The sequence below is a fragment of the Mycobacterium liflandii genome (assembly GCF_022354805.1).
In the GTDB taxonomy this organism is placed as follows: domain Bacteria; phylum Actinomycetota; class Actinomycetes; order Mycobacteriales; family Mycobacteriaceae; genus Mycobacterium; species Mycobacterium marinum.
Map to the genome: position 1 here is coordinate 4603402 of NZ_CP023138.1, position 12423 is coordinate 4615824.

Consider the following 12423-nt stretch of genomic DNA (forward strand, 5'->3'; position numbering starts at 1 on the left):
GATGACATCCACACCGCCCGTCGCACTGATCACCGGAGTGTCCTCTGGCATCGGCGCGGCCATTGCAGTGCGACTGGCCAGCGCGGGATTCCGCGTGGTCGGCACCTCGCGCGCACCGCAGCGCTTGGCTCCGATTCCCGGTGTCGAGACCTTGGCGCTGGACGTCACCGACGACACCGCGGTTCGCTCGGTGGTGTCGGAAGTCATCGACAGAACCGGACACATCGACGTGCTGGTCAACAACGCCGGCCTGGGAATCGCCGGGGCCGCCGAAGAGAGCTCGATCGACCAGGCCCGTTCCTTGTTCGACACCAACTTCTTCGGCCTCATCCGCCTCACCAATGAGGTGCTGCCACACATGCGCCGACGCGGCAGCGGGCGAATCATCAACATCAGCTCGGTGCTCGGCTTCCTCCCCGCGCCGTATGCGGCCCTCTACGCCGCGTCAAAGCATGCCGTGGAGGGTTACACCGAATCGCTGGATCACGAACTTCGCGAGTACGGCGTACGCGCGCTGCTGGTCGAACCCAGTTACACCCGAACAGATTTCGAGTCGAACATGTGGGAGGCCGACACACCGCAGGCGGCCTACGCCGACAATCGCGCCGCCGTGCGCGCAGTGGTGGCAAACAAGATTCGCAACGCCGAGTTGCCCGCCGTTGTGGCTGACGCCACGTACGCCGCGGCCACCGACAAACGGATCAAGCTGCGCTACCCCGCCGGTCGCCACGCCCGACAACTCGCGTTGCTCAAGCGCATCGCACCGGCCGCCGTGCTCGATAACGGCATCCGCAAGCAAACCGGACTGAATTCGCCGCGACCGACACCGGTTCTGGCCGAGCGCTGACGGCTCACTCAAAGACTCAAAGGGGTCGCCATGACAAACGTCAAAGACGACAAGACGCTCCGCAAGTTCCGCAGGGAGCGTGCGCTCGGACGCTACTTACTCAACCCCGCCGTGAAGGGGATGGGCAAGCTGGGACTGCGAACCGCGCTGGCCACCGAGCTGGAGACGATCGGGCGCAAGAACGGCCAGGCCCGCCGCGTTCCGGTGTCCGCGCAATTCGATGCCAACGGCGCGTGGATCATCTGTCAGCACGGCACCCGCTCGGGCTGGGGACGCAACATCGTCGACAACCCGAATATCCGGATTCGCCAGGGGACTCGGTGGCCTACGGGCGTGGCGGCATTGCGGCCCGACGACGACGTCGTCGCGCGAGGGCGCAAGTTCGGCAGACTGGGAGCAACCGTGGTCAAGGCACTGGAAACCACACCGGTTTCGGTGCGGATCGACTTCACCGACTAGTCGTAGATGACGGCACGTCCCTGCCGCTGCAGCTGGGCCAAACGGTCCCGCATGGCCTGCAACTGTGCGGGGGAATGCCCCGCCCAGTCGGTGAGTTCACCAATGATTCTCACCGGCTCTCGGGTGCGGTAGGAGCGAGTCGGGTTTCCGGGAAGCTTTTTGTCCGTCACGTTCGGGTCGTCCTCTAGCGCACCGACCGGTTCCAGGACGTAAATCCGGCCTCGACCCTCACCCGTCGCCAGCTCGGCTCCCCACACCGCCGCATCCAGCGTTTGGGTGACATAGACGTGGTTCGACAGCCGCTCCGCGCCGTAGTTCGACCGGCGCCCCGGCACCAACAGGTCCCCCACCGACAGCTCTGCTTTGGTGCCATGCAGGAGCGCACCCGACTCGTGGACCTCGAAGGGTTTGGGTGCAGCGGGCACACTAATCCCCGTCAGCGGGAACGGCGTTGGGAGTCACGAGGAACTTCTCGCCGGTCGCTCGTTTGACGTATTCGTGGAACGCCTCGGGTTTGAGCATGCCGGCCAGCGAAACCTCGCGAGTGTAGTGACTGGCGAACGTCGTGCTGAGCTCCGCGGCCACCCGAGCTCGCAGCCGAACAAAAGCCTCAGCCCCCGCGCTCTGCAAGAACGTGGTGAGCAACCATCCGCCGACGCCCCAGGCCATCCCGAAGTCCCGCTTGAGCACCGTGGGACTGGTGTCGAGGGAGCCGTAGATGTACACCTGCTTGTGCACGCTCGATCCGTAGCGTGAGTACTCGGCCGCGGTCGCGTTGGCCGCCTGCTCCATGCCGCTGAGGATCTGGCCGGCCAGCGTCCCACCGCCGGTCGCGTCGAAGGCGAGCGTGGCCGATGTCGCCTTGAGAGCCTCGACGAGGTCCGTCGAGAACGACGGCGAAGTGGAGTTGCAGACGTACTCGGCGCCAAGCGATCTCAGCAGCTCCTCTTGCTCGGGCTTACGCACGATGTTGATCAGCGGTATCCCGTCTTTGAGGCAGAGCTTGACCAGCATCTGGCCGAGGTTCGACGCCGCTTCGGTGTGCACAAGGGCCGAATGCCCTTCGCGGCGCATGGTTTCGGTCATTCCCAGTGCCGTCATTGGGTTGACGAACGACGATGCCCCATCTCTGGCCGTGGCCCCGTCCGGCAGAACCAGACATGCGGAAGCGTCGATCGCCCGGTATTGCGAATACATCGCGCCGCCCGCGATGGCCACCTTCTTGCCGATGAGGGCTTGGGCCGCTTCGGACGAGCCCGCGGCCACCACGGTGCCGGCTCCCTCATTGCCCACCGGCAGCGATTGGTCCAGTCGCGCCGAAAGGGCTCCCAAAGTGGCTTTTCCGATCGGGGCGGTGACGATGGGGCGCTGCGCCGTGCCGGTGACCGTCGCGGTAGCCATGTCGGCGCTGGCGACCAGAGGGCCCAGATCCGACGGGTTGATCGGCGAGGCTTCCACCCGCACCAGTACCTCATTGGCGCCGGGAACCGGAACCGCAACCTCGTGCAACGAGAGTTCGAGCGTGCCCTCAGATGTCACCACTGAACGCAGCTCGAGGGCGATCTCAGGAAGGTCTTGGGTCATAGTGGTGCCTCGCTCCTGTGTCGGACGGATGCTCAGAGCATATGAACTCACCGCGGCGCCAATTATCTTCCCGGGCCACAAACCTCATGCTAGACAGGCTTGCATGAGCACCCTTGCCGAGCAGACCCGTTGGATGGACGCAACCGATCAAGCGGCGCTGGTCGCGGCCGGCGAGGCATCCCCTAGCGAGCTGCTGGAGGCCGCGATCGAGCGCATCAAGCGCATCAACCCGGCATTGAACGCGGTGGTGATCCGCTGGTTCGACCACGCTCGCGAGACGGCCAGCGCCGATCTCCCCGGCGGCCCGTTTCGCGGTGTGCCATTCCTGATCAAAGACCTCTATGCGCTCTACGCCGGACAGCCCATCAGCAACGGCAACCTCGCGTTCAAGCAAGCGCATGTCATCGCGGACGCCGACACCACGCTGGTCGGCCGGTACCGCGCCGCGGGGCTGGTGATAGCCGGGCGCACGAACAGCCCCGAACTCGGCAGCCTGCCGACCACCGAACCGGTCGCCTGGGGCCCAACCCGAAACCCATGGGACACCAGCCGCACACCCGGTGGATCCAGCGGCGGTTCGGCGGCGGCCGTCGCCTCGGGCATGGTGCCGTTCGCCCACGCCAGCGACGGCGGCGGATCGATCCGCATTCCGGCGTCATGCTGCGGCCTGGTCGGGCTCAAACCCAGTCAGGGCCGCATCACGCTCGGCTCGCTCCGAGAGGAGAGCGGCATGTCGGTCGAGCACTGCCTCAGCCGCACCGTTCGTGACACCGCCGCGTTGCTCGATGCGACGCGCGGACCGGGCGTCGGCGACACGGTGATCGCGCCACCGCCGATACGGCCCTACACCGAGGAACTCGGTGCGGACCCCGGTCGGCTGCGCATCGGCATCCTCGACCACCACCCCCGCGGTGGGCCGGTCGACGCGGAAGTCACTCATGCGACCCAGGCGGTCGGCCGGCTGCTCGAGTCGCTAGGTCACCACGTGGAGGTGGCATGGCCGGCGGCGTTGGAGGACGCCTCATTCGACTCGACGTTCGGCGCGCTGTGGAGCACCAATATGGGCCTGGCGCAGCGCCGCTTCGAGGAGCAACTCGGCCGTCCCTTGGGCGAGGATGAATTCGAGCTGGTGAACCGGGCCCAGGCCGACTTCGCCAAGCACTTCACTTCCGTCGACTACGCGCTGGCGCTGTCGGCGATCGCTGCGTTCCGCAGGGCGATCCAGTCCTGGTGGCACGACGGCTGGGATCTGCTGCTCACACCGACGGTTGCCTCGTTGCCGGTCAAGCTCGGCACCATCGTGAGCACCCCCGAGCACCCGATGGCGGCGATGCAGCGCGCGGGCGAATTCGTACCGTTCACGCCCCCGTTCAACACCAGCGGTCAGCCGGCCATCAGTCTCCCGCTGGAGTGGACACCCGATGGGTTGCCCCTCGGAGTGCAGCTGGTCGCCGCCTACGGTCGCGAAGACGTGCTGCTGCGCATCGCCAGCCAGCTCGAGCAGGCAAAGCCCTGGGCGCAGCGCACACCCGACATCTGAGCGCACAGCCCGCAAGCGGACAGTTTTGCGCGGTGTCGGAAATCAGCAGGGACCGCTGGGGATCCCGCGGGTGGGTGAGGTCTCCTGACTGGGCATCACCTGAGGGAACGGCACCCGATATGGGGGCACCGTCTTGGTAAACACCGTCACGGTGTCAGGAACGCATTGCACCTGTTGCGGAACGGCTTTCAACGCGGGGTGATCGAGATTCGGTGGTGATGCGTTGGGCGGGACGGCGAAGTTGAATGTCGAGGTCATGTCGCCGGTCACCCCCCCTTCGCCAGGTGGTCAGGTTGGGAACCGGCACACCGAACCGTTGCTCGAGCAACCGCAGCTGCGAGGTGTGGTCGAAGATGTCATGCACCATCAGCGGGCCACGGCTGTAGGGAGAGATCACGAAGCAGGGCACGCGATAGCCCAGGCCGATCGGCCCGCGGATGCCACCGGACCCGGTGACCGCGTTGACGTCGGGCACGGTAATCCACTCTCCGGGCGTGCCCTCCGGCGCAGTTGTCGGTGTGACGTGGTCAAAGAAGCCGCCGTTTTCGTCGAAACTGACGATCAGCGCCGTCTTTTCCCACACCGCGGGATTGGACAGCAAGATGCGCAGGATATTGACGATCGCGGTGCCGCCGACGGCAGGCGCCACCGGCACTCCGGGATGCTCGGACACCTGGAACCCGGGCAACACCCACGAAACCTGGGGCAGCCGGTTGGATGCGACGTCGGCGACGAAGTCCAAAGGATAGGTCGGGGCGATGCCGTAGCGGGCCATGTTCGAGCGGGGATCCCGGGCCTGAACGAAGTCGTTGAGCATGCCGTCGTAGCCGATGACGGTGTTGTTGAGCGCGCCCAGCAACTTGTTTTGGTACACCTTCCAACTGATTCCGGCATCGCTGAGGTTGTCGGGCATGGTGCGCCAACTGAAACGGCCCTGCGGCTGGATGTTGGGGTCCACCAGCAGCGGGCCGCCCTGTTCGCCGTTGGGATCGATCCAGGCGCTCATCCAGTACAGCCGGTTGGGCGAGGTTCCACCGATCAGGGAACAGTGGTAGCCATCGCAGATGGTGAAGGTATCGGCGAGCAGGTAGTGGATCGGTTGGTCTTGGCGGGTGTAGTAACCCATTGTCACCGGGACGTTGCCTTGCAGCGTCTGGGCTTGGGCCTGCGCGCCCAGCCAATTGTCGTTGGCACCGTTGTTGAACGCCCGGTGCATGTCGATCCATTGGTGGCCGGGGTCGTTGACACATGCGCCGTTGAGCAGCGGGCCCCTGGTGGTATCGAACCGGTAGGCAATTGTCACGCCGGCGGGGTCAATTGATTGGGTCTGAGGATTCCAGCCCTTTTGCTGGAATGCTGATGAGGGCGTGTCGAATCCGTTGATGCCCGACAGCGAGCCGAAGTAGTGGTCGAAAGACCGATTCTCCTGGAGCAGGAACACAAAGTGCTCAATGTCGGTCAAATGCCCAGAGCACGGACCGGCGCCGTAGGCCTTTTCGATCACTGGACCCGCCAAGGACATCATTGCGCCGGCGCTGCTAGCGGCGGCGAGTTTGGCCATGAACTCTCGCCGCGACATGCCATCGACAGGGTGTTTGCTCACCAACATACCTTTCCTGCTGGACGCTGCGGTTCACGGTATATTTGCGGTGGTGATTGGCCACAAAGGTCATCCGGTGTGTCGTGTCCGGATTTTGACGTCGTTCGCCAGCCGCGGTACATCGTTTCCCCAATCGGGGTGCCTTTTGGGAGTTGCCGGCAAATATTGACGCCGGCTATCTGCGTCGCCCTGCGCGTGTGACCGGCAGTGTGCCCGCGGACTTGCCGATGTGGGCGTGGAGGCGTCGTGACGGTGATTTGTCGCGGTGCCGAACCGGATCTTTGGCGCGTGCGGATTCGGCTTGCGCTCACCGCGCCTCGGGTGTCACCGACTCGGCACGGGCATTCGTCGCGATGCCCTCGAGCGCCCATCCCTTCGCAGCCGGACTGTCTTGGGACACTGCAACTTCGGCACCAGAATCAAGGCACGCCCGGCCTGGGGCATCCTTGACGGGGGCGGACCCGACCCGCGGCGAAATCGGCCGCATTCTCTGTGGTGACGCGCGCGCCGAACACCCCATCAGCGTGAACATGGCGGCGCCGCGGGCGAGCGGTCGGCCGAGCACCCGCGTTATCGCGCATCTGTCGCCGTTGGATGTCGCCCCATGGCGTCCACAGCAGGAGCGGGACTTTCCCTGGCAAAAAACTGGGACTTCCAGATGACCATTGACATGCGCCCCGGCCGAATGTTACAGCAATGTTAGCCGGAAGCATCTTGCCGTCCAACGCGATCGGCACCAATCCACTGGGGTCGCTGCTGGCCACGTGTGCAGTGAAGTAACTGCCCATCCTGGCGTTGAGGTCGGCGGGGTCTAGCCGAGACAAAACAGCGCGGAAGGTCTTCTCACTGGGCCGCCGGAACCGGACCCCTAATTAGGCCAACACATCATCGGGAGCGGTGGCCGCCCATGTAGCAAAACCAGCATAGCCGCACATCCCCGCGGCAGTGGCCAGAACCGCGATCGCCAACAAAGCCATCAGCGAATACCTCCGACCGCGTGGGTCCCTCGGGTCTGGCACCGAGACCAACACACCGAGAAACTCCGATCCGATGAGCTCGCTGCGCTCACCAGGACTCCAGCGGTCGAACACCTCTGGAACCGACGACACAGGCAATACTGAAACGGTAGGCACGGGCAACTCCAGACCAACGACGAACAGTAACCAACTCGATCGTTCTCCAGATAGCCCGTGCCTACACTCCGGCCCCAATAGCGCGGCACCAAAGATCATCAACCCAGCTCACAAGCCTGCTAATCAACAACGCCGGAGCCCTGGCCATCGCCCGAACCCGCCGGTGACAAGGAGTTCCCGAGACCACCAAAGATCGGGCGCGGGCAACACAGTATTGCCCGTAACGCCGAAAAGGCGTGGCGGTCACGCTAGATTCTGGTGCTGCGGACAATTCAATGGTGAAAGGCCGGGTGGCATTAGATGTCGTATGTGATTGTGGCGCCGGAGATGCTGGAGGCGGCAGCGTCGGATTTGGCGAATATCGGTTCGGCCATCGGCGTGGCCAATGCGGCGGCGGCCCTTCCGACAACGTCGGTGCTGGCCGCGGCCGCCGATGAGGTGTCGGCGGCCATCGCGGCGGTGTTCGGCGAACACGGTCAGGCCTATCAGGCCTTCAGCGCACAAGCGACGGCATTCCATGCCGACTTTGTTGAAGCCCTCACCACAGGGGTCGGCTCGTATGCCGCCGCCGAAGCCACCAATGCCGGGCAGGCGCTGCTGGGTGCGGTGAACGCGCCCGCCCAGGCGCTGCTAGGGCGCCCGCTGATCGGCAACGGCATCGATGGAACAGCGACGAACCCGAACGGCGGGGACGGCGGGCTGCTCTACGGCAACGGCGGCAACGGATACAGCCAAACCGATGGCGGGCTAGCGGGCGGAAAAGGCGGAAACGCCGGGCTGATTGGCAATGGCGGCGCCGGCGGGAACGGCGGCGATTACCTTGTCGGCGGCGGAGGGGCCGGCGGCAACGGAGGGGTGCTGTACGGCAACGGCGGTACAGGCGGGGCCGGCGGCAGTGGGACAACGAGTTACGGCGCCGCCGGGGTTGGCGGCAACGCGCTGCTGTTCGGCAACGGTGGTACCGGCGGAAGCGGACTTGGTGGCGGCGGCAACGGCGGGAATGCCGTGTTCGGCAACGGCGGTGCGGGCGGCGCCGGGGTAGCCGGCATCGGTGGTAACGGCGGAAACACCTTCATCGGCACCGGCGGTGCTGGCGGGGCCGGCGGCGGGACCATTCTCGGCGGCGGCTCCCACGCCGGTGGGGACGGCGGCAGCGTCGGGCTGTGGGGCTCCGGCGGGGTCGGCGGGGCCGGCACGACCCCGGATGCGGATAGCGGCTACGCCGGAGGTGATGGCGGCAACGGCGGCAACGGCGGGCTGCTCTACGGCGACGGCGGTGCGGGCGGGGCCGGCGGCCTCGGGTCGGATTACAGCTCGGTCCTTTACAACGCGGGTAACGGCGGCAATGGAGGCGTGGGCGGTAACGCCAGCCTCTTCGGTAACGGCGGTGCCGGCGGTGCCGGTGGCGCCGGCGGAACCGGCAGCAGCCTGTCCTACGGAGGCCATGGCGGCAACGGCGGTAACGGCGGCACCGACGGCCTGCTGTTCGGCAAGGGCGGCGCCGGCGGGGACGGTGGCGCCGGCGGAGGAACGACCTTCAGCGGCACCGGCGGTTCCGGCGGCACCGGCGGCACCGGAGGCAGCAGCTTCATCGGAAGCGGTGGCACCGGCGGAGCCGGCGGAGCCGGCGGGACAGCTACCGGCTCCGGCGCCAGTGGTGCCGGCGGTGCTGGCGGTAGCGGCGGCTACAACGGCTTCATCGGTGCCGGTGGGACGGGCGGCGCCGGCGGCGACGGCGGCTACAACGGCTTCATCGGTGCCGGTGGGACGGGCGGCGCCGGCGGCGACGGCGGCGCGGCCACCGGCGGCGGCGCGACGATCGGCGCGGACGGCGCCAACGGTGGCAACGCCACCGGCCTGCTCAACTTTGGCGGTAGCGGTGGGGCCGGCGGCGCCGGTGGGGCCGGCGCGACCACCGGCGTCCAGAGAGCCGGCGGCATGGGCGGCACACCCGGTGGCCAGCCGGGCGCAGCCGCCGTGTCTGCTCTGCTTCCCGGCGGCCTGGCCAGCAGCACTGCCGCTGTCGGCGGCGCCTACCAAGACCTGTTCACCAATACGATCACCAACCTGCAAAGCCTCGGCGCTACCTGGGCCGCCAACCCGGCGCCGTTCCTGGGCCAGATAGTCAGCAACCAATTCGGCTATGGCCAGCTGATCTTCGCGGCGCTCGGCAATGCCACCAGGGACTTCACCCTCGGGCTGGCCGGCCTGCCGCCGACCTTCCAAACGGCCTTCCAAGCCGTGTTGGCAGGCGATTTCAGCGGCGCGGCCAGCGACATGGCGGAGGGCCTGTCCAAGCTCGTCGCCACCGGTGTCGACACCAGCGATCTGTCCAACATCAAGCTGCTCGGCCCAGTGGGAGACCTGCTGCCAATCCTGCGTATTCCAGGCGACACCGCATTCAACGTCGCCAACGTGATCCGGACACCCACGGACACAACCGTTTCGGTGGAGTTCACGAGTTATGTTCCGCCCGCGATTACCGGCACCTTCGGGCTGCCAGTGGCGCTGACCCTAGATGCGGCGGGTTCGGCGGTGACCACCGCGAACGCGGTCGGCACCAGCGTGACAGCGCTGACCAACGCCGTGCAGGCCGGTGACTGGCCGGCGGCGATCGGCGCACTCGTCGATGCTCCCGCCGTCGTTGCCAACGGCTTTCTCAACGGGCAAGGCACGATGACCGTGCCGTTGTCGGTACCGATCGTGGATTCGGCGGTCATCAATTTCCCTGTCAACGGGATTCTGGTTCCCCCCACGACTACACCGCGACGGTGGTGATTGCCGGGTTCTCCTATGACGTGCCAATCATGGGCACGCCCATCGGTGGCATCGTGCCGGGACTGCTGACCTATGCGCCCCAACAGTTCGCGAACGCGATCGGCGCTGCCGGGTAGGCGTTTTGCGGGGCACGCTGGCGGGAGGCGACGGTGCCGCGGCCTCGACGCGGCGTGCACATCACGACCGTCGGGTGCGCCTGCGCGATCCTGCGGCGATCGTGGCCGCATACGCGAAATGCTCTTGCGTCCTACACTCCTGACATGGACATCCTGCGAGCTGCGACCGAGGACATTCGGTTAACCGCCCGCCGATGGCATACCCAGTCCGCCGCACTCGGCGTCGACCCACCACGATCGGCCGGGTTGCCATGTCAGTCCTCTGCAGCGGCGGTGAACGCAGCGCATGCTGCCATCACGATCGCCGCTGCGCTGACGGGGCGGGTGCAGGCAAGTGCAACCAAAGTGGCACAGGCCAACACCGGCTATCGCGCGAATGAGGCCAAGTCAGCGGCGCAAATCGCCGCAGTAGCGGACCGGGCAAGAGACTGCTGACGAATGGCGGCCGCAATCGGATCACTACCTACCTTGTCGAACCTGATGGCCTGGCCGACGGAGCATCTGACCGAAGCTGCCGCTTCCTGGACGGCAGCCGGCTATCGTTGGTATGAGGTGTTCAACCAGATCTGGCGCGACAGTCTGTCAGTCGACTGGAAGGGCATCGGAGCTGACGCGCTGCACACCCGAACCCACGCCGATCACACCAAAGTCAGCGGCTTGGTCGACCAGTTGCACGAGGCGGCCCGCATCGCTCGCGTCGGTGCCTCCGATTTGTACGCGGCCCGGTCGCGGGTTCGGTACGCGGTTGAAGATGCCCGTGACGCCGGATTCGTTGTTGGCGAAGACTTATCGGTCACCGACTACTCAACGGGCGGCTCCCTCGTCGAGCGAGCAACTCGTCAAGCCCAAGCCCAAGCACTCGCCGCTGACATCCGCCAGCGCGCAGGGCTACTGATCAGCCTTGATGGGCAACTCGCCGGCAAAGTGACTACCGCGATGGCTGGTATCGGCAACGTCTTCCCGGCGGATAACCCGACAACTACGACCACGCCTCCGCCTCCCCCGCCGGCAAGATGCGACCCCGAAGACGTTGCAGAGCTCATGCAGAAGGTAGACGAGTGGAACCAGAGAGACGCGCAACTTACCGATGAAATCAATGCATACAACCGCGAAAAGCGGGACTTCAATCTGAACGATCCTGAGGAGCGCAGGAAGGCAGCAGACTACATCCGACGCGGGCAGGAACTGCAGGCGAAGAAAGACAAACTCTTGGATGACCAAAGAGACCTGATTCGGGAGGTGACGGAGTGCGGAGCGAAAATCGTAGACAGCCACATAGAGTGGCCAAACGGATCAACGAGTCCGACTCCGAGCCCGACGCCGCCGCCAACCCCAACTCCGACCCGGTGACTGCCCCGATGCGAATGCCGCGAATCACTCGGCGGCCAGGAAGGGCATATACAGCGGTATCAGTGGTCCTAGCGGCGGCCGCAGTTTTCAGCACTGCCATCGGGTGCGGCCCGGCAGCGACCGACAAGGCTTCGGGCACAACATCACCGAGCGCCAAAGCCACCGACTCATTCGCCCCAGCCCCGCCGGTGATCAACGCACCGATTTTGACGTCCGCCCCCGTGGCTCGGCTGCAACCAGGATCTCCGATCATGGTTGGCGAGGGAACCGCGACCATGGTGTGCAAGGCCGGCTTTCTCATCGACTACCCCGACCCGAACCGTGCTGATCAGCGACTGCCCGGCTTCATCACCGCCGCGCAATGTTCTCGAGGCGCTACACATGCACCGGTGTCGGTAATGCGGGCCCAGGACGCAAGCCAACCACCTAGCCGAATCCAGGTCGGCGAGATCACTTACGCCGCTCCCGGCACGGAGCAACCAGCAGTCACCAACGAGCCCTGGACAATCCCGACGTCTCCGCTGGCAGTGTTCGGCTCTGGCCGACAAGACTGGGCACTTCCCGTGGACGCCGAGATCAATAACCAAACAGCTACGGGCGCAACGGTTCAGGAGTTGGTACCAGCCAGGCTAAGCAGGGCGTCTGCAACGTGGAGCAATGTCGACGGAGACATCGTGACCGGCCGCGTGCTCGACCCAGTCGAAACGCCAGAATTGAAGAACCTTCCGACTGGTATCGCCCGGGTGGTCCTGGCCGCAGATGATGCAAACAAGCCCATCGAACAGTGGGTACTCGGCTCTCCGGTCACCGTTGATATTGACAACGCGATCTACAACCTAGGCGTGATAGTCGGTGTAGACGAGACCAGACACTGGGTCGTGGTTGACCTCATCAATCCGCTTCTCACTCAACTAGATGCGCGCCTGATCACCACTGCCTAGCGTCCAACCTTCTCGCAGAATGTGGTAGGCGTGACTCTTCAGAGTGTGTTGCGTTCTAAACAGCTTGCTTCGGAA

Annotated in this window: 10 protein-coding genes and 2 pseudogenes; 8 read left to right on the forward strand and 4 right to left on the reverse strand. The window is 65.5% G+C overall.

Annotated elements, in window-relative coordinates:
- Window position 1 precedes the first annotated feature (1 nt).
- Both CKW46_RS20520 and CKW46_RS20525 read left to right on the forward strand, forming a co-directional pair.
- Window positions 2-847: an oxidoreductase gene (locus CKW46_RS20520; RefSeq protein ID WP_015356398.1), complete on the forward strand. Its 846-nt coding sequence runs from the start codon at window positions 2-4 to the stop codon at window positions 845-847.
- Between the two features lie 30 nt (window positions 848-877).
- On the forward strand, window positions 878-1306 hold the full coding sequence (locus CKW46_RS20525; RefSeq protein WP_015356399.1) for a nitroreductase/quinone reductase family protein: 429 nt from the start codon (window positions 878-880) through the stop codon (window positions 1304-1306).
- Here the strand turns inward: CKW46_RS20525 and arr are convergent.
- Both arr and CKW46_RS20535 read right to left on the reverse strand, forming a co-directional pair.
- On the reverse strand, window positions 1303-1731 hold the full coding sequence (arr, locus tag CKW46_RS20530) for an NAD(+)--rifampin ADP-ribosyltransferase (protein ID WP_117436366.1): 429 nt from the start codon (window positions 1729-1731) through the stop codon (window positions 1303-1305). The two genes, CKW46_RS20525 and arr, sit on opposite strands and share 4 nt — an antisense overlap.
- Window position 1732: 1 nt before the next feature.
- Window positions 1733-2890 (reverse strand): zinc-binding dehydrogenase, encoded by a 1158-nt coding sequence (locus tag CKW46_RS20535; protein ID WP_117436367.1) that lies wholly within the window; start codon window positions 2888-2890, stop codon window positions 1733-1735.
- Between the two features lie 103 nt (window positions 2891-2993).
- On the opposite strand from CKW46_RS20535, the gene CKW46_RS20540 reads away from it, so the two are divergent.
- Entirely contained in the window at window positions 2994-4430 is a 1437-nt protein-coding gene (locus tag CKW46_RS20540; protein ID WP_482052329.1) for an amidase, read from the forward strand.
- Window positions 4431-4472: 42 nt separating this feature from the next.
- Here the strand turns inward: CKW46_RS20540 and CKW46_RS20545 are convergent.
- A pseudogene (locus CKW46_RS20545) lies at window positions 4473-6039 on the reverse strand (phospholipase C).
- Window positions 6040-6737: 698 nt separating this feature from the next.
- Window positions 6738-7163 (reverse strand): annotated as a pseudogene (locus CKW46_RS20550) (transposase family protein); the annotation flags it as partial.
- A 300-nt stretch (window positions 7164-7463) separates the two neighbouring features.
- Between CKW46_RS20550 and CKW46_RS20555 the strand changes: the two are divergent.
- The 5 genes from CKW46_RS20555 (at window position 7464) to CKW46_RS20575 (ending at window position 12348) form a co-directional block, all read left to right on the forward strand.
- Complete coding sequence (locus CKW46_RS20555) at window positions 7464-9941, forward strand: PE family protein (RefSeq protein WP_499018167.1); 2478 nt, start codon at window positions 7464-7466, stop codon at window positions 9939-9941.
- Complete coding sequence (locus tag CKW46_RS20560) at window positions 9935-10057, forward strand: hypothetical protein (RefSeq protein ID WP_265339414.1); 123 nt, start codon at window positions 9935-9937, stop codon at window positions 10055-10057. The genes CKW46_RS20555 and CKW46_RS20560 overlap by 7 nt, the downstream gene beginning before the upstream one ends.
- A 144-nt stretch (window positions 10058-10201) precedes the next feature.
- Window positions 10202-10492 carry a hypothetical protein gene (locus CKW46_RS20565; RefSeq protein ID WP_083866471.1) on the forward strand — a complete coding sequence of 97 codons (291 nt, stop codon included), beginning with the start codon at window positions 10202-10204 and terminating at the stop codon, window positions 10490-10492.
- A 3-nt stretch (window positions 10493-10495) separates the two neighbouring features.
- Window positions 10496-11407, forward strand: a complete 912-nt coding sequence (locus CKW46_RS20570) for a hypothetical protein (protein ID WP_117436462.1) — start codon at window positions 10496-10498, stop codon at window positions 11405-11407.
- Between the two features lie 251 nt (window positions 11408-11658).
- A complete protein-coding gene (locus tag CKW46_RS20575) occupies window positions 11659-12348 on the forward strand; it encodes a hypothetical protein (RefSeq protein ID WP_015356406.1) in 690 nt (229 codons plus the stop codon).
- Window positions 12349-12423 lie beyond the last annotated feature (75 nt).